The organism is Pseudomonas sp. A-B-19, assembly GCF_019947515.1.
Taxonomy (GTDB): domain Bacteria; phylum Pseudomonadota; class Gammaproteobacteria; order Pseudomonadales; family Pseudomonadaceae; genus Aquipseudomonas.
Genome location: NZ_JAGYGN010000003.1, coordinates 151,825 through 168,221 on the forward strand (window position 1 = coordinate 151,825; position 16,397 = coordinate 168,221).

The following is a 16,397-nucleotide window of genomic DNA, read 5'->3' on the forward strand; positions in this document are numbered from 1 at the left end:
CTTTCAGAAACGTCCTTCAAAACTTCGGGGTCTGCATGAACTAGGCGAATTTTGAATTCATCGATAACCTCTGATCGTCACCACCAAAAACGGCGACCGGATGTGCAAGTCCGAAATCGGGAGCAAAACTTCTTAACCAAGGATTTACACCAATGACTCCGATACCCGACGCATCCGAAAACGAAGCCACATCCCCCTACGAATCCCTCAATTCCAAAAAACTCCACGAAGCCGCCGAACGCGCCCTCGATCACTGTCTCGCCCCACCAAAACAAACACCAACGAAACGCAGCGGCCAACTCTTCAGTGTCTGCCCGGACATCAACACCGAAGCACTCCTGGCCAACGCCTCGGAAGATCTGCTGTCCATCAGCGCCATCGCCGCTGACCTGGCCGATGATGTAGACGGCTCGCGCCGCTCCGTAACCCTGGCGATCAGTCGCGTGGCTGAGGGGGCGCACTTGCTGGTAGAGCGGGCGCTGGATCATCTGGAAGAACCGGAAATGGCGGCGATTCTCACCAAGCAACAAAGCGGGCTTGATTGACTCGCCACCCACAAAAAATGGGCACCCAACCCTGGTTGGCGTGCCCATTTTTTATTCCACTCCCCCGCTGCGCGGGAGGTGAAAACGGATTACGGATTAACGCTGTCTTTCAACGATTTGCCTGGCTTGAACGCTACGGTGTTGCTGGCCTTGATTTTGACGGGTTCACCGGTTTGCGGGTTTTTGCCGGTGCGGGCACCGCGATGGCGTTGCAGGAAGGTACCGAAGCCTACCAGCGTCACACTGTCTTTGCGGTGCAGGGCGCCGGTGATTTCTTCAAGAACGGCGTTGAGAACGCGGTTGGCTTGTTCTTTGGTGAGGTCTGCCTTTTCAGCAATGGCTGCGGCGAGGTCTGGTTTACGCATGTGAGTGAAGCCCCTTTGACGGTTTGTTGTTGTTATGTCCGTGCTGCTCTCTGCGGAGCAGCGCCCAAAGCGCCGCAGATGCTCTACTCTGCGGCAGACAGGAGTGAGGATGGCACGCAGTGAGGCCCCGCGCCAGTATCGGCGCGGCCATTGTTAGGGCAAAAGAGGGGTGATTCCGACAGAACGTCCAGTATTTATGCCAACAGGGCCGGAAGCTCTTTGTTCAGAGCCAGTTTTTCCATCACGGCGGCACCGGTGAGGGCATAACCGAGCAGCTTGCCTGCGGCATCGCGGCATAACACCTTGATGTCGGCGCCCTGCCCTTCGACAGTCCAGATGCCCTCTGCGCCCCGTGGCGGCGGAGATACCACCAACGGGCAGACCGGGGTTTTGACGGTGATCGGCATCGGGCCATAGGTGACGGCGGTCGGATTACCGGCGAGGGTTTGCGCCAGCGCTCGCGCACAACTCATCAGCGGCATCACGTACAGCAGATTCAGCCCGTCGACCTCGGCACAATCGCCCAAGGCATAGATGTTGGCGTGGGAGGTTTTCAGGTGCCGGTCGACCATGATGCCGCGGCTGACCTGCAGACCGGCCGCTGCGGCGAGATCGACCCGTGGGCGCAGGCCTATGGCCGAGACTACCACGTCGCACGGGATCACCTGGCCGTCGGACAGATGCGCTTCCAGGCCGTCAGTCACGCGTTGCAGGCGGTTGAGCACCGGCCCGAGATGGAAGCGCGCGCCGAGGCTTTCGAGGCCTGCCTGCACCGCAGCGGCGGCCGCCGGGTGCAACAGGGTCGGCATGACTTGTTCACACGGTGCGACCAGTTGCACTTCGTAGCCGCCCAGGGTCAGGTCGTTGGCGAACTCGCAGCCGATCAGGCCGGCACCGAGCAGCAGCACGCGGCGCTTGCCGGCTGCCGCCGCACGGAAGCGTGCGTAGTCTTCCAGGTCGTTGATCGGGAAGACACAATCCGCCGCGTCGCCTTCGATGGGCACGCGCACGGTTTCGGCGCCCCAGGCCAGGATCAGGTCGCGGTAGATCACCGCTTCCTCACCGATCCACAGGCGTTTGTGGCCCGGGTCGATGCCGCTGATGCGGGTGTGGGTGCGTATTTCGGCCTTGAGCTGCTCGGCCATGGCGCCGGGTTCAGCCATGCTCAGGCCGTCGGCATCCTTGTTTTTGCCGAAGCCGGTGGAGAGCATCGGCTTGGAGTAGGAGCGCCCGTCATCGGCGGTAATCAGCAGCAGCGGGGTTTCGCTATCGAGTTTGCGAAACTCGCGGGCCACGTTGTAGCCAGCCAGGCCGGTGCCAATGATGACGACAGGTGCGTTCATTCCTTACTCCTCAATTATTCATGCAGCGATTTCGATCATTTCAAAATCCATTTTGCCCACACCGCAGTCCGGGCACAGCCAGTCTGCCGGGACGTCTTCCCAACGGGTGCCCGGCGCAATGCCGTCATCCGGCCAACCGTCGGCTTCGTTGTAGATCAGGCCGCAGACGATACATTGCCACTTTTTCATTCAGGTACTTCCTCAGGGTTCAGGCGTTTTGCCGGCCGGACGGTCGATGGTTGTAGCACTGCCGTCCGACTCAGCGCGTTTTGTACTGATCGGGGCCGCCGGATGCAAGCCTGTTCGGCGCAACGGCAGGCCATTTCAATCGATAAAGGCGCCCGACATGGTAAGCTCGCCGCCTCATTTGCTGCCAATAATGACTCATTGTGCATCACACAGAATCCCCCTCTCCAGCTCCTCTCTGGCTCTCGCGCAGCGAACTGGCGCCCCTCCCCGATGCCTCCACCCTTGATTGGCTGTTCGACGAAGGCTCGCTGACCAGACGTCTGATTCATCTGTCGAATGATGCCTTCAGCGTCTCGCCAATGTTCGAGGGCTGGCAACCCCTGCGTGCCGACGAATGCGCAGCGCTGGACCTGGCCGAAGACAGCGAGGGCTGGGTGCGTGAGGTGTATTTGCGCGGCCACGGCCAGGCGTGGGTGTTTGCGCGCAGCGTGGCGTCACGCAGTGCATTGCAAGGCGACGGCTTGCACATGGACGAACTGGGCAGCCGCTCGCTGGGCGAATTGCTGTTTTGCGATCAGGCCTTCCAGCGCCGGGCCATCGAGGTTTGCCATTATCCGCAGGCGTGGTTACCTGCCGAGGTGCGATCGCCTGAGCTGTGGGGCCGCCGTTCGCGTTTCGACCGGGGTGCCTTGAGTGTTCTGGTGGCGGAAATTTTCCTGCCTTCCCTGTGGGACGCCGCCTGCTCCCAATCGGAGAACCGTTGATGTACCAAAGCCTGCTCAAGTCCTTGAACCGCTTGAACCCTCGAGCCTGGGACTTCATTCAGCTGACCCGCATGGACAAGCCGATCGGCATTTACCTGCTGCTGTGGCCGACGCTGTGGGCGCTGTGGATTGCCGGCAAGGGTTCACCGTCCCTGGCCAATATCGTGATTTTCGTCCTCGGCGTGGTGCTGACCCGCGCCGGCGGCTGCGTGATCAACGATTGGGCGGACCGCAAGGTCGATGGCCATGTGAAGCGTACCGAACAGCGGCCGCTGGTGAGCGGCAAGATCAGCTCCAAAGAGGCGCTGGTGTTCTTCGCATTGCTGATGGGCGTGAGTTTCCTGCTGGTACTGTGCACCAATGCCGCGACCGTTTGGCTGTCGTTGGGCGGCCTGGCGCTGGCGTTCAGTTACCCGTTCATGAAGCGCTACACCTATTACCCGCAAGTGGTACTGGGCGCGGCGTTTTCCTGGGGCATGCCGATGGCCTTTACCGCCGAAACCGGTGAATTGCCGGCTGTCGCGTGGTTGCTGTGGATCGCCAACCTGATGTGGACGGTGGGTTACGACACCTATTACGCGATGACCGACCGCGATGATGACCTGAAGATCGGCGTGAAGTCCACGGCGATTCTGTTTGGCGATGCAGACCGGGTGATCATCCTGACCCTGCAAGGCTTGGCGCTGGGTTGTTTGTTGCTGGCCGGGTCAAAGTTCGAACTTGGCGGCTGGTTCCATCTTGGCTTGCTGGCGGCGGCGGGCTGTTTTGCGTGGGAGTTCTGGTACACCCGAGGCAAGGACCGGATGCGCTGTTTCAAGGCGTTTTTGCACAATCACTGGGCAGGTTTGGCGATTTTCGTCGGAATTGTGCTGGATTACGCGCTGCGTTGACCTTTGCAAAGATCGCAGCCTGCGGCAGCGCCTACCGCAGGCTGCGATCTTTTCGCGATGTTACATATGCTCGCGAACGACATGCCAGACGTCTTTTTTCTTGTCACCCGTCATGTCTCCGGGTTTTTTGTCGTCTTCATAGTAGTACAGCGGCTTGCCGTCATAGGCCCATTGCATCTTGCCATCGTCACGCTTGATGACTGTCCATTTACCTTCGGCCTTGGCACCCGCCGGCGCCATCATTGGCGGCCAGTATTTGGCGCAGTCGCCGTTGCACATCGACTTGCCGCCCATGTCCTTGTCGAAGGTGTACAGGGTCATCCCTTTTTGGTCGGTCATCATGCCGTCTTTCATCATGCCCGGTCCGGCGGCGAAGGCCATCGAAGGCAATGCCAGGGCAGCGGCCAGCAGCAGGGCCTTGAGGGATTGCGAGTGTCGATTCATTTGAAACCTTCCTTTTGTGGTTGTCAGGATTCGGACTTAAAAGCTTAGCCCAGGATCCAGCCAATCGCCGACCGACTAAAATACTGTCACACGACTGCAATAATTCCGTTATCTAATGCGGCGCAAGACAGTTAAATGACAAGAGGAATAAGGGCATGGTTGGCAGGAGCATTCTGATCGTCGACGACGAAGCGCCTATTCGCGAAATGATCGCCGTTGCATTGGAAATGGCCGGCTATGACTGCCTGGAGGCTGAAAACTCCCAGCAGGCCCACGCCATTATCGTCGACCGCAAACCGGACCTGATCCTGCTCGACTGGATGCTGCCCGGCACGTCCGGCATCGAGCTGGCCCGTCGTCTCAAGCGTGATGAACTGACCGGGGACATCCCGATCATCATGCTCACCGCCAAGGGCGAAGAGGACAACAAGATCCAGGGCCTGGAAGTCGGCGCCGATGACTACATCACCAAGCCGTTTTCCCCCCGTGAACTGGTCGCGCGCCTGAAGGCCGTGCTGCGCCGTGCCGGCCCGACCGATGGCGAAGCGCCAATCGAAGTCGGCGGCCTGCTGCTGGACCCGATCAGCCACCGCGTGACCATCGACGGCCGTCCCGCCGAGATGGGCCCGACCGAATACCGCCTGCTGCAATTCTTCATGACCCACCAGGAACGCGCCTACACCCGTGGCCAACTGCTGGATCAGGTCTGGGGTGGCAACGTCTACGTCGAAGAGCGTACGGTTGACGTGCACATTCGACGCCTGCGCAAAGCCCTCGGCGATGCTTACGAAAATCTGGTACAAACCGTGCGCGGCACTGGCTACCGGTTCTCGACCAAGGCCTGATGATCGCAGCGGTTCCACTTTCAAGGACGTATTTTTTTCGTGAACCAAAACTGGCATGGCACCCTGATTCGCCACATGCTGCTGCTGGTCACCGCCTGCCTGGTGATCGGCCTGATCACAGGCTATTACGGCTGGAGCCTCGCCGCAGGCCTGGGTCTCTACCTGGCCTGGACCCTCAAGCAATTGCTGCGTCTGCACGAGTGGCTGCGCCTGCACAAACCCGATGAAGCGCCACCCGACGGCTACGGCCTGTGGGGCGAGGTGTTCGACAGCATCTACCACCTGCAACGCCGCGACCAACGGGTACGCGGGCGCCTGCAAGCGGTGATCGATCGGGTTCAGGAGTCCACCGCCGCGCTGAAAGATGCGGTGATCATGCTCGACAGCGACGGCAACCTGGAATGGTGGAACCGCGCCGCCGAAACCCTGCTGGGCCTCAAGACCCCGCAGGACAGCGGCCAGCCAGTGACCAACCTGGTGCGCCATCCGCGCTTCAAGGAATACTTCGAGCAAGACAGCTACGCCGAGCCGCTGGAAATTCCTTCGCCGACCAACGACCGCGTGCGCATCCAGCTGTACATCACCCGTTACGGTAACAACGAACACTTGATGCTGGTGCGCGATGTGACGCGCATCCATCAGCTTGAGCAAATGCGCAAAGATTTCATCGCCAACGTTTCCCATGAACTGCGTACACCGTTGACGGTGATCTGCGGCTACCTGGAAACCTTGCTCGATAACGTCGACGAGGTGAACCCGCGCTGGAGCCGTGCCTTGCAGCAGATGCAGCAACAAGGCGGACGCATGCAGACCCTGCTCAACGACCTGTTGCTGCTGGCCAAGCTGGAAGCCACCGATTATCCGTCGGACAACCAGCCGGTGCCGATCGACGGCTTGCTGCAATCGATCAAGAGCGATGCGCAGCAGTTGTCCGGCCAGAAAAACCAGACAATCACCCTGGAAGCCGACCCGACGATTCTGCTCAAGGGCAGCGAGGCGGAGTTGCGCAGCGCGTTTTCCAACCTGGTGTTCAACGCGGTGAAATACACCCCGGCCGAAGGCAATATCCGCATTCGCTGGTGGGGCGATGACCAGGGGGCGCACCTGAGCGTGCAGGATTCCGGGATCGGCATCGATACCAAACACCTGCCGCGCCTGACAGAACGCTTCTATCGCGTAGACTCCAGCCGCAACTCCAACACCGGGGGCACCGGCCTGGGGCTGGCGATCGTCAAACACGTCTTGTTACGACATCGGGCGCGGATGGAAATCAGCAGCGTACCGGGCCACGGCAGCACCTTCACCTGCCACTTTGCCCCGGCCCAGGTCACCAAATCACGGGTTATCAGCACCGCTGACTGATACCGGTCAGCACGCACCACTAGGCAACTGGCCGGTCAGCCGCTACATTGGCTGACTTGCGCCTGCCTTTCAGGTGCGGTTTTTTACTTCCCTCTCGAATATACGGAACCCGCAAAACTCCATCATGGACCCTTCCCCTGGCTTGACCCTCGCTACAATTTTCGCCGACTTCGGCATGATTCTTTTTGCTCTGATCCTGGTTTTGCTCAACGGATTTTTCGTTGCGGCGGAATTTGCCATGGTCAAGCTGCGCTCGACCCGGGTCGAGGCCATCGCTGACAAAAACGGCTGGCGCGGGCACATCCTGCGCACTGTGCACAGTCAGCTCGATGCTTACCTGTCGGCCTGCCAGTTGGGTATCACCCTCGCCTCCCTGGGCCTGGGCTGGGTTGGTGAACCTGCGTTTGCGCACCTTCTGGCGCCTGTGCTGAGTGCCGTAGGCGTAGATTCCGCTGAAGTGGTCAAGGCGGTTTCGTTCTTCACCGCCTTCTTCATCATTTCCTACCTGCACATCGTGGTCGGCGAGTTGGCCCCGAAATCCTGGGCGATCCGCAAACCCGAATTGCTGTCGCTGTGGACTGCCGTGCCGCTGTACCTGTTCTACTGGACCATGTACCCGGCCATCTACCTGCTCAACGCCAGCGCCAACCAGATCCTGCGCATCGCCGGCCAAGGTGAACCTGGCCCGCATCACGAGCATCACTACAGCCGCGAAGAACTGAAACTGATCCTGCACTCCAGCCGTGGCCAGGATCCGAGCGACCAAGGCATGCGCGTGCTGGCGTCAGCGGTGGAAATGGGCGAGCTGGAAGTGGTCGACTGGGCCAACTCCCGCGAAGACCTGGTGACCCTGGAGTTCAATGCGCCGCTCAAGGAAATCCTCGCGTTGTTCCGTCGCCACAAGTTCAGCCGTTATCCGGTGTACGACAGCGAACGCCAGGAGTTCGTCGGCCTGCTGCACATCAAGGATCTGCTGCTGGAACTGGCGGCGCTGGACCACATTCCCGAGTCGTTCAACCTGGCTGAACTGACCCGCCCGCTGGAGCGCGTGTCGCGGCACATGCCGTTGTCGCAGTTGCTGGAGCAGTTCCGCAAGGGTGGCTCGCACTTCGCTGTAGTCGAAGAGGCCGACGGTAACATCATCGGCTACCTGACCATGGAAGACGTGCTGGAAGTGCTGGTGGGCGACATCCAGGACGAACACCGCAAGGCCGAACGCGGGATCCTTGCGTATCAGCCGGGCAAGCTGCTGGTGCGGGGCGATACGCCGCTGTTCAAGGTTGAACGACTATTGGGCATCGACCTCGACCACGTCGAAGCCGAAACCCTTGCCGGGCTGGTCTACGAGAGCCTCAAGCGCGTTCCTGAAGAGGAAGAAGTGCTGGAAGTCGAAGGCCTGCGGATCATCATCAAGAAGATGAAAGGGCCGAAGATCGTTCTGGCCAAGGTGTTGATGCTCGATTGAGGCATCACTGCCTGAACCGCGTTGACGTCTTCGCTGGCAAGCCAGCTCCTACAGATATGCGCAGTTCCTGTAGGAGCTGGCTTGCCAGCGAAAGCGTCAGTTCAGACGCCCCATCACTGCTTGCCCAACGCAAAGTTGGGCAGCGCGCCGACCGGCTGGTTGAACTGGTACGGAATCGATACCAGCCCCAGCCCGGTATTGCGCTGCACCACGAAGTGCAAATGCGGCCCGGTGCTATTGCCGGTGTTGCCTGACAGCGCCAAGGCGCTGCCCACTTTTACCCGCTGACCTTCCCGAACGCAGACCGAGCCTTTCTTCAGGTGCAGGTAAACGCCCATGGTCCCGTCATCGTGCAGCACCCGCACGAAATTGCCGGACGCATCGGTGCCGCGCCCGCTCTGGCGATTTTCGGTTTTCACCACCACCCCGCCTCGCGCGGCAATGATCGGCGTGCCCTCAGGCATCGCAATGTCTATGGCATAACGGCTCTTGGGGCCGAAGTGGCTGTAGGGGCCATTGGCACCCTGACTGATCCGGAATGGCCCGCCACGCCAGGGCAATGGGTACCGATAGCCCACCGTGGGTCCTGTGGGGTCGCCCAGGGAGTATTTGAACTTCGGGACGTACACAAGGGGCCTTCCAGCTTTAGTCGCCGTGAGCTGCGCCAGGCGAACGCTGCTGCGTAGCGGTATCACGCGCCGAATCGTCCCGCCCGACACACCGCTGGCGTTCTTCACCCCAGTAAAACTCAATTCGACCTCTACCGGCGCATACAGGTCATTGCGCACGTAAACGCTGTGCGCACCATTTTTCTTCATGACGACAAGGCGCACCTGACGTTCAAGGTGCTCGACCATGCCATCGCGAAAAACGAACACGTGTGCGCCTTTGCTGGGGCGGTCGCTGTAGGAAACCACGCCATAAGCATCTTTGGACTTGTAGATAGTCATGGCCATGGCCGAGGTGGCGACCATGAACAGGCCACATAAAAACAGCAGGCGCGTGAACATGAGCAAGGATTCTGTCGAGTGAGGCCTGGGATTGAGCCTAGCAGCTGCAATGGACCCGGGTAGTCGGCAGATGTTTCAGAAAAGGTGTTCAGCAGATGCGCGGTAGCAGTGACGCCCCCTTCGCGAGCAGGCTCGCGCTCCCACAGGATTCATGCCGGACCTGTAGGAGCGAGCTTGCTCGCGATGGCGGACTGTCAGGCGACGCGCCTCAAGCGCCAGGAATGAAGTGCTTCTGCGCCGTACCCCGCGCAATCAGGCGCGAGATGTAATCGAGCTTCTGCGCATCCTGATCGACAAAACGGAAGGTCAGTTGCAGCCAGTCGCTGTCAGGCTTCGGCTCGTGGGCCACGACGGCGTGCAGATAGCCGTTGAGGCGGGCGACTTCGGCATTGTCGCCCTGCTCCAGGTCCAGCACGGCGCTGTCGAGGATCTGCGGCAGGGTCTCACTGCGCTTGACCACCAGCAGGGCTTCCTTGAGGCTCAAGGCCTTGATGACACATTGCTGGATGCCGTTCGGCAAACGCAGTTGACCCTGGCCACGGCCGCTGGCGGGTGCCGAAGAGGCCGCCGGCGCCTTGACCGGCGGATTGTTGAGCAAGCCCTTGGACGGTGCAGGTGCGGGTGCGGCCGTTGGCGTGGCAACGGCCGCCTTGCCACCGGTCAAGGCGGCGAGGGAGTCGTTACCGAATGCCGAGCTTGTTTTGGTCGCGGCTACGTTGATCAAGGCGTCGAGTTTGCCGACCTTGTGCAGCGCCTGCTTGACCTTGGTGAGCAGTTGCTCGTTGGTGAACGGCTTGCTGACGTAACCGGATACCCCGGCCTGGATCGCCTGGACGACGTTCTCCTTGTCGCCACGGCTGGTCACCATCACGAAGGGCATGGTTTTGAGGTTGTCTTGCTCACGACACCAGGTCAGCAATTCCAGGCCGGACATTTCCGGCATTTCCCAGTCGCACAGGACCAGGTCGAAGGCTTCCTTGGCCAGCATGGCCTGGGCCTTTTTGCCGTTGATCGCGTCTTCGATCCGCATGCCCGGGAAATAATTGCGCAGGCACTTTTTCACCAAGTCACGAATGAACGACGCGTCGTCCACGACCAACACACTGACCTTACTCATCCACCACCCCTTTAAAAAATCCCGGCCAGCATACCGCCTTGCTGATGGCACATTGCCAAAAACCTTCAGTCACGCCGGACTTTTCGTTCGCGGGTGCTGCTTTTCGAATTCGTCAGCCGCAAACAAAAACGCCCGGCCAAAAGGCCGGGCGCTTTATTTGGGCAACCTTACTTATCGTCAGTTTTGCCCGGAACATTAGCGGTTTCGCCACTGGTTCCTTCAACTTCTTCCTTCATGCGCTTGAGACCCAGGTGCCGCACGTCAGTGCCGCGCACCAGATAAATCACCAGCTCCGAGATATTGCGTGCGTGGTCGCCGATACGCTCCAGCGAACGCAGCACCCAGATGATGCTCAGAACCCGCGAGATAGAACGCGGATCTTCCATCATGTAGGTCGCCAGCTCACGCAGGGCGGTCTTGTATTCGCGGTCGATGATCTTGTCGTACTGCGCCACCGACAGCGCCAACTCGGCGTCGAAACGGGCAAAGGCGTCCAGTGCATCGCGGACCATGTTGCGCACCTGGTCACCGATGTGGCGCACTTCAACGTAACCGCGCGGCGCTTCGCCTTCTTCGCACAGCTGGATGGCACGACGGGCGATCTTGGTCGCTTCGTCACCGATGCGCTCCAGGTCGATCACCGATTTGGAAATGCTGATGATCAAGCGCAGGTCCGACGCTGCCGGCTGACGACGGGCCAGAATGCGCAGGCATTCTTCGTCGATATTGCGTTCCATCTGATTGATCTGGTCGTCGATCTCGCGCACCTGCTGGGCCAGGCCGGAGTCGGCCTCGATCAGCGCGGTCACCGCGTCGTTGACCTGTTTCTCGACCAGCCCGCCCATGGCCAGGAGGTGGCTGCGCACTTCCTCCAGTTCGGCGTTGAACTGCTGGGAGATGTGGTGTGTAAGGCCTTCCTTAGAAATCATGTTGTCTGCTCCGCAAAAGCTGTGAGCTGCAAGCTACAAGCTGCAAGCTGATGTGTGTCGTACCCGAACCGCTCTGACTTGCCGCTTGAAGCGTGCGGCTTGTGGCTACTGCTAGCCATAGCGACCGGTGATGTAGTCTTCGGTCTGCTTCTTCGCCGGATTGGTGAACAGGGTATCGGTGTCGCCAAACTCGACCAGCTTGCCCATGTACATGAACGCCGTGTAGTCGGACACCCGCGCGGCCTGTTGCATGTTGTGAGTCACGATGACGATGGTGAACTTGGATTTCAGTTCGTAGATCAGCTCTTCGACTTTCAGCGTGGAGATCGGGTCGAGTGCCGAGCACGGTTCGTCGAGCAACAGCACTTCCGGCTCCACGGCGATGGTGCGGGCGATCACCAGACGTTGCTGCTGGCCACCGGACAGACCCAGTGCCGACTCGTGCAGACGGTCTTTGACTTCGTCCCACAGCGCCGCGCCTTTCAACGCCCACTCGACGGCTTCGTCGAGGACGCGCTTCTTGTTGATGCCCTGGATGCGCAGGCCGTAAACCACATTTTCGTAGATGGTCTTCGGGAACGGGTTGGGCTTCTGGAACACCATGCCGACACGACGACGCAGCTCGGCCACGTCTTCGCCCTTGCGGTAGATGTTGTTGCCGTACAGGTTGATCTCGCCTTCAACGCGGCAGCCGTCAACCAGGTCGTTCATGCGGTTGAAGGTACGCAGCAGCGTCGACTTGCCACAGCCGGACGGGCCGATGAAGGCGGTCACGCGCTGTTTCGGGATGTTCATGCTGACGTCGTACAGCGCTTGTTTTTCGCCGTAGAACAGGCTCAGGCTCGGCACTTCGATAGCCACGGTTTCCTGCTCGAGGTTCAGGCTCTGTTTGTCGCGACCCAGCGCCGACATGTTGATGCCGTGGGTATGTGCTTCGTGCTGCATGGGAGGCTCCCTGTGCTAACAAATTCGGTTCGTTTAACCGCTGGCCTGGTGTTCGGGCCAGCGGCTTACTCAAAATCTCTGTCTGACACCGGTCCCCCTGTAGGAGCTGGCTTGCCAGCGAAGGCGTACTCACTGACGCCAGAGGCTTCGCTGGCAAGCCAGCTCCTACAGGGGGGCGTGCCGATCTCAATCAGCTATCCAGCGCCTTGTACTTCTCGCGCAGGTGGTTGCGGATGTACACCGCTGACAGGTTCAGCGTGGCGATCACCAGCACCAGCAGCAGCGCCGTGGCGTACACCAGCGGCCGCGCGGCTTCGACGTTCGGGCTCTGGAAGCCGACGTCATAGATGTGGAAACCCAGGTGCATGATCTTCTGGTCCAGGTGCAGGTACGGGTAGTTACCGTCCACCGGCAGCGACGGCGCCAGTTTCACCACACCCACCAGCATCAGCGGCGCCACTTCACCCGCGGCGCGAGCCACGGCGAGGATCATGCCGGTCATCATCGCCGGGCTGGCCATCGGCAGCACGATCTTCCACAAGGTTTCAGCCTTGGTCGCGCCGAGGGCCAACGAGCCTTCACGCACGGTGCGAGGAATCCGCGCCAGGCCTTCTTCGGTGGCAACGATCACCACCGGCACCGCCAGCAGCGCCAGGGTCAACGAGGCCCAGAGCAGACCCGGTGTACCGAAGGTCGGCGCCGGCAAGGCTTCCGGGAAGAACAGACGATCGAGCGAGCCACCCAGTACGTAGACGAAGAAGCCCAGGCCGAACACGCCGTAAACGATGGCCGGAACGCCTGCCAGGTTGTTTACCGCGATGCGGATCACCCGGGTCAGCGCGTTCTGCTTGGCGTATTCACGCAGGTACACCGCCGCCAGCACACCGAACGGGGTCACGATCATCGCCATGATCAGGGTCATCATCACGGTACCGAAGATGGCCGGAAAGATCCCGCCTTCAGTGTTCGCTTCACGCGGGTCGTCGCTCAGGAACTCCCAGACCTTGCTGAAGTAGAAACCGATCTTGGTGGTGGTGCTCATGGCGTTCGGCTGATAGGCGTGAACCACTTTGCCGATGCCGATTTCGATTTCCTTACCGTTCGCATCGCGGGCGGTCAGGCTGTCGCGGTTGAACTGCGCGTGCAGGTCGCTCAGGCGCGCTTCGACATCCTGATAGCGCGCATTGAGCTCGGCGCGCTCCGATTCCATGTCCGCTTGTGCGGTGGCGTCGAGTTTGCCGTCCAGCTCAAGCTTGCGACCGTGCAAGCGGATGCGCTCGAGACCGGCGTTGATCGCGCCGATGTCGGTTTTCTCCAGGTTCTTGAGCTGTGCAGCCAGCTTGTTCACGCGGTCGACACGGGCCTGCAACTCAGGCCATGCCGCTTCGCCTTCAGCGACGACCTTGCCATCCTGTTTGACGTTGACCAGGTAACCGTAGAAGTTGCCCCACTCACGACGCTCGACGGCCATCAACTCCGGCGGTGTCGTCTGGTTGGTCAGCCACTCGCCGACGGTCCATGTGAAGTCGTTGCCGTTCAGGTCACGGTTGCCGACCTTGATCAGCTCGCGGGTCATGAACTCAGGGCCTTCGTCAGGCACTGGCAAGCCAGCGCTCTTCAGACGGGCACGTGGCACTTCTTCTTTCTGCACCACTTCGCCAATGACCAGGTGCTGGCCCTGGCCCGGCACGTCGTAGCTGGCATGGATCAGATCCGCCGGCCAGAAGTGACCCAGGCCACGCACGGCAATCACTGCCAGCAGGCCTATGGTCATGATGACCGCGATGGACACCGCGCCACCGCTGACCCAGACGCCGGGGGCGCCGCTCTTGAACCATCCTTTCAGGGAGTTCTGTTTCACAGACTTCTACCTTTCTTAAAGCGACGAGTATTTCTTGCGCAGACGCTGACGAATCAGTTCCGCGAGGGTGTTCATGACGAAGGTGAACAACAGCAGCACCAGCGCCGAGAGGAACAGCACGCGGTAGTGGCTGCCGCCGACTTCCGATTCGGGCATTTCCACCGCAACGTTGGCCGCCAGGGTGCGCAGGCCTTCGAACAGGTTCATTTCCATGACCGGGGTGTTACCGGTGGCCATCAACACGATCATGGTTTCACCGACCGCACGGCCCATGCCGATCATCAGCGCCGAGAAGATACCCGGGCTGGCGGTGAGGATCACCACGCGGGTCATGGTCTGCCACGGTGTGGCACCGAGGGCCAGGGAGCCCAGGGTCAGGCCGCGAGGCACGCTGAACACGGCGTCTTCGGCGATGGAGTAGATGTTCGGGATGACCGCGAAGCCCATGGCCAAACCGACTACCAGGGCGTTGCGCTGGTCGTAGGTGATCCCCAGGTCGTGGGAGATCCACATGCGCATGTCGCCGCCGAAGAACCAGTTCTCCATGAACGGACTCATGTACAGCGACAACCAGCCCACGAACAGGATCACCGGAATCAGCAGCGCACTTTCCCAGCCATCCGGAACTCTCAGGCGAATCGATTCAGGCAGGCGGCTGAAGGTGAAACCGGCGACCAGGATGCCGATCGGCAGCAACATCAGCAGGCTGAAGATGCCCGGCAAGTGCCCTTCTACATACGGTGCGAGGAACAGACCGGCGAAGAAACCGAGGATCACCGTCGGCATCGCTTCCATCAGTTCGATCACCGGCTTGACCTTGCGGCGCATGCCCGGGGCCATGAAGTACGCGGTGTAGATCGCAGCGGCAACGGCCAGTGGAGCGGCCAGCAGCATGGCGTAGAACGCGGCTTTCAGGGTACCGAAGGTCAGCGGCGACAGGCTCAGCTTGGGTTCGAAGTCAGTGTTGGCAGCAGTCGATTGCCAGACGTACTTAGGCTCGTCGTAGTTCTCGTACCAGACCTTGCTCCACAGTGCGCTCCACGATACTTCCGGGTGCGGGTTGTCGAGCAGCAGCGGGTGCAACTTGCCGCCGGCTTCCACGATCACGCGGTTGGCGCGTGGCGACAGACCGAAAACGCCCTGGCCTTCAGCGACCGGCTCCACCAGCAAGGTGCGGTGGGCGGTGCTGTGGAACACACCAAGCTTGCCGGAAGCGTCGAGGGCAACGAAGCCCTTGCGGCGCTCTTCAGCAGTGATTTCAACGATCGGCGTGGTGCCCATCTGGAAGGTGCGGATCTGCTTCAGGCGCTGTTCGCCATCCGGATCGCGGGCCATGAACCACTGGGCCAGGCCACCTTTGGAGTCACCAATGATCAGCGAGATACCGCCCACCAGCTGGGTGCTGGCGGTGACTTGAGCTTCACCGTCTTCAAGCAGTTTGTAGCGACCATTGAGGCTCTTGTCGCGCAGGCTGAACACGTCGGCCTGGGCACGCCCGTTGATCACGTACAGCCACTGCTGACGCGGGTCGACGAAGATGCTCTTCACCGGCTCGATCATCTGCGGCAGTTCGATGCGTTTCTGCTCGCTGGTGACTTCGCCGGTCATCATGTTCTCTTCGCTGGTCAGCGACAGAACATTGAGTTGTGAACCAGTGGCGCCAACCAGCATCAGGGTCGAATCGTTGGCGTTGAGGCTGACGTGCTCCAGTGCACCGCCGGCTTCGTTCACCGCGATTGGTGCTTCGCCGTACGGGTACTCGACGGCCGGGGTGATGGTTTTCTTGCCTTCCGGGTAGCTGACTTTATAGGTGTGACGGAACACCAGAGCCTGACCGTTGGACAGACCCACAGCCACCAGCGGGTGACCTGGCTGATCTTCGGCGATGGAAGTCACGGTGGTGCCAGCCGGGATCGGTAAATCGACGCGCTTCAATTCAGCGCCACTGTCGATATCGAAGAACAATGCCTGGCCCTTGTCGGAAACCCGCATCGCCACCTGGTTCTGCTCTTCCAGGGAAATCATCAGCGGCTTGCCGGCATCTTGCATCCAGGCGGGCGTGATGGCGTCCCTGGACGTCAGGCTGGCACCCTGGAACAGGGGCGCGACGACGTAGGCAAGGAAGAAGAAGATCAAGGTGATCGCGCCCAGTACAGCGAGGCCGCCAACGAGGACGTACCAGCGGGTCAGGCGATCCTTGAGCGCGCGAATGCGGCGCTTGCGTTGTAGCTCAGGCGTATTGAAGTCAATTCGCTTGGGGGGATTAGTAGTCATGTTGGAATTGGCCAGATCATTCATGCGCACACCCTAGCGATCCTGTATG

Annotated in this window: 16 protein-coding genes; 6 read left to right on the forward strand and 10 right to left on the reverse strand. The window is 60.4% G+C overall.

Annotation, left to right across the window (positions count from 1 at the left end; genetic code table 11):
• The first annotated feature begins 152 nt into the window (after positions 1 to 152).
• Positions 153 to 545: a DUF6124 family protein gene (locus KGA81_RS04575; RefSeq protein ID WP_223544748.1), complete on the forward strand. Its 393-nt coding sequence runs from the start codon at positions 153 to 155 to the stop codon at positions 543 to 545.
• A gap of 89 nt (positions 546 to 634) precedes the next feature.
• Here KGA81_RS04575 and KGA81_RS04580 read toward each other — a convergent pair whose 3' ends face one another.
• From KGA81_RS04580 to KGA81_RS04590, 3 genes are all read right to left on the reverse strand, one after another.
• Positions 635 to 910, reverse strand: a complete 276-nt coding sequence (locus tag KGA81_RS04580; protein ID WP_003195589.1) for an HU family DNA-binding protein — start codon at positions 908 to 910, stop codon at positions 635 to 637.
• Positions 911 to 1,104: 194 nt separating this feature from the next.
• Positions 1,105 to 2,253, reverse strand: a complete 1,149-nt coding sequence (locus tag KGA81_RS04585; protein WP_223544749.1) for an NAD(P)/FAD-dependent oxidoreductase — start codon at positions 2,251 to 2,253, stop codon at positions 1,105 to 1,107.
• A gap of 18 nt (positions 2,254 to 2,271) precedes the next feature.
• On the reverse strand, positions 2,272 to 2,442 hold the full coding sequence (locus KGA81_RS04590) for a rubredoxin (protein ID WP_007995385.1): 171 nt from the start codon (positions 2,440 to 2,442) through the stop codon (positions 2,272 to 2,274).
• A gap of 200 nt (positions 2,443 to 2,642) precedes the next feature.
• Between KGA81_RS04590 and KGA81_RS04595 the strand changes: the two genes are divergently transcribed.
• A complete protein-coding gene (locus KGA81_RS04595; RefSeq protein ID WP_223544750.1) occupies positions 2,643 to 3,206 on the forward strand; it encodes a chorismate--pyruvate lyase family protein in 564 nt (187 codons plus the stop codon).
• Complete coding sequence (gene ubiA / locus KGA81_RS04600) at positions 3,206 to 4,096, forward strand: 4-hydroxybenzoate octaprenyltransferase (RefSeq protein WP_218431560.1); 891 nt, start codon at positions 3,206 to 3,208, stop codon at positions 4,094 to 4,096. The genes KGA81_RS04595 and ubiA overlap by 1 nt, the downstream gene beginning before the upstream one ends.
• 60 nt (positions 4,097 to 4,156) lie before the next feature.
• Here ubiA and KGA81_RS04605 read toward each other — a convergent pair whose 3' ends face one another.
• Positions 4,157 to 4,540 carry a hypothetical protein gene (locus KGA81_RS04605; protein WP_223544751.1) on the reverse strand — a complete coding sequence of 128 codons (384 nt, stop codon included), beginning with the start codon at positions 4,538 to 4,540 and terminating at the stop codon, positions 4,157 to 4,159.
• A gap of 155 nt (positions 4,541 to 4,695) precedes the next feature.
• Here KGA81_RS04605 and phoB point away from each other — a divergent pair, with 155 nt between their 5' ends.
• From phoB to KGA81_RS04620, 3 genes are all read left to right on the forward strand, one after another.
• Positions 4,696 to 5,385 (forward strand): phosphate regulon transcriptional regulator PhoB, encoded by a 690-nt coding sequence (gene phoB, locus KGA81_RS04610; RefSeq protein ID WP_003229608.1) that lies wholly within the window; start codon positions 4,696 to 4,698, stop codon positions 5,383 to 5,385.
• A gap of 75 nt (positions 5,386 to 5,460) precedes the next feature.
• Positions 5,461 to 6,747: a phosphate regulon sensor histidine kinase PhoR gene (phoR, locus tag KGA81_RS04615; protein WP_263293236.1), complete on the forward strand. Its 1,287-nt coding sequence runs from the start codon at positions 5,461 to 5,463 to the stop codon at positions 6,745 to 6,747.
• Positions 6,748 to 6,871: 124 nt separating this feature from the next.
• Positions 6,872 to 8,212, forward strand: a complete 1,341-nt coding sequence (locus KGA81_RS04620; protein WP_218431557.1) for a hemolysin family protein — start codon at positions 6,872 to 6,874, stop codon at positions 8,210 to 8,212.
• Between the two features lie 113 nt (positions 8,213 to 8,325).
• Here KGA81_RS04620 and KGA81_RS04625 read toward each other — a convergent pair whose 3' ends face one another.
• The 6 genes from KGA81_RS04625 to KGA81_RS04650 all read right to left on the reverse strand — a co-directional run bounded on the left by KGA81_RS04625 (position 8,326) and on the right by KGA81_RS04650 (position 16,123).
• Positions 8,326 to 9,222, reverse strand: a complete 897-nt coding sequence (locus KGA81_RS04625) for a peptidoglycan DD-metalloendopeptidase family protein (RefSeq protein ID WP_223544753.1) — start codon at positions 9,220 to 9,222, stop codon at positions 8,326 to 8,328.
• A 208-nt stretch (positions 9,223 to 9,430) separates the two neighbouring features.
• Positions 9,431 to 10,339 (reverse strand): response regulator, encoded by a 909-nt coding sequence (locus tag KGA81_RS04630; protein WP_223544754.1) that lies wholly within the window; start codon positions 10,337 to 10,339, stop codon positions 9,431 to 9,433.
• A gap of 167 nt (positions 10,340 to 10,506) precedes the next feature.
• Positions 10,507 to 11,268, reverse strand: a complete 762-nt coding sequence (gene phoU / locus KGA81_RS04635) for a phosphate signaling complex protein PhoU (protein WP_007992846.1) — start codon at positions 11,266 to 11,268, stop codon at positions 10,507 to 10,509.
• A 111-nt stretch (positions 11,269 to 11,379) separates the two neighbouring features.
• Positions 11,380 to 12,213: a phosphate ABC transporter ATP-binding protein PstB gene (pstB, locus tag KGA81_RS04640; protein ID WP_223544755.1), complete on the reverse strand. Its 834-nt coding sequence runs from the start codon at positions 12,211 to 12,213 to the stop codon at positions 11,380 to 11,382.
• A gap of 190 nt (positions 12,214 to 12,403) precedes the next feature.
• The gene (pstA, locus tag KGA81_RS04645) at positions 12,404 to 14,074 is read right to left on the reverse strand and encodes a phosphate ABC transporter permease PstA (RefSeq protein WP_223544756.1); all 1,671 of its coding nucleotides are present in this window, start codon (positions 14,072 to 14,074) and stop codon (positions 12,404 to 12,406) included.
• 15 nt (positions 14,075 to 14,089) lie between these two features.
• Entirely contained in the window at positions 14,090 to 16,123 is a 2,034-nt protein-coding gene (locus KGA81_RS04650; protein ID WP_223544916.1) for an ABC transporter permease subunit, read from the reverse strand.
• Between the last annotated feature and the right edge of the window lie 274 nt (positions 16,124 to 16,397).

Coding starts and splice junctions, on each gene's coding strand:
- KGA81_RS04575 (WP_223544748.1), top strand. CDS start 153: ATGACTCCGATACCCGACGCATCCGAAAACGAAGCCACATCCCCCTAC.
- KGA81_RS04580 (WP_003195589.1), bottom strand. CDS start 910: ATGCGTAAACCAGACCTCGCCGCAGCCATTGCTGAAAAGGCAGACCTC.
- KGA81_RS04585 (WP_223544749.1), bottom strand. CDS start 2,253: ATGAACGCACCTGTCGTCATCATTGGCACCGGCCTGGCTGGCTACAAC.
- KGA81_RS04590 (WP_007995385.1), bottom strand. CDS start 2,442: ATGAAAAAGTGGCAATGTATCGTCTGCGGCCTGATCTACAACGAAGCC.
- ubiA (WP_218431560.1), top strand. CDS start 3,206: ATGTACCAAAGCCTGCTCAAGTCCTTGAACCGCTTGAACCCTCGAGCC.
- KGA81_RS04605 (WP_223544751.1), bottom strand. CDS start 4,540: ATGAATCGACACTCGCAATCCCTCAAGGCCCTGCTGCTGGCCGCTGCC.
- phoB (WP_003229608.1), top strand. CDS start 4,696: ATGGTTGGCAGGAGCATTCTGATCGTCGACGACGAAGCGCCTATTCGC.
- phoR (WP_263293236.1), top strand. CDS start 5,461: ATGCTGCTGCTGGTCACCGCCTGCCTGGTGATCGGCCTGATCACAGGC.
- KGA81_RS04620 (WP_218431557.1), top strand. CDS start 6,872: ATGGACCCTTCCCCTGGCTTGACCCTCGCTACAATTTTCGCCGACTTC.
- KGA81_RS04625 (WP_223544753.1), bottom strand. CDS start 9,222: ATGTTCACGCGCCTGCTGTTTTTATGTGGCCTGTTCATGGTCGCCACC.
- KGA81_RS04630 (WP_223544754.1), bottom strand. CDS start 10,339: ATGAGTAAGGTCAGTGTGTTGGTCGTGGACGACGCGTCGTTCATTCGT.
- phoU (WP_007992846.1), bottom strand. CDS start 11,268: ATGATTTCTAAGGAAGGCCTTACACACCACATCTCCCAGCAGTTCAAC.
- pstB (WP_223544755.1), bottom strand. CDS start 12,213: ATGCAGCACGAAGCACATACCCACGGCATCAACATGTCGGCGCTGGGT.
- KGA81_RS04650 (WP_223544916.1), bottom strand. CDS start 16,123: ATGCAAGATGCCGGCAAGCCGCTGATGATTTCCCTGGAAGAGCAGAAC.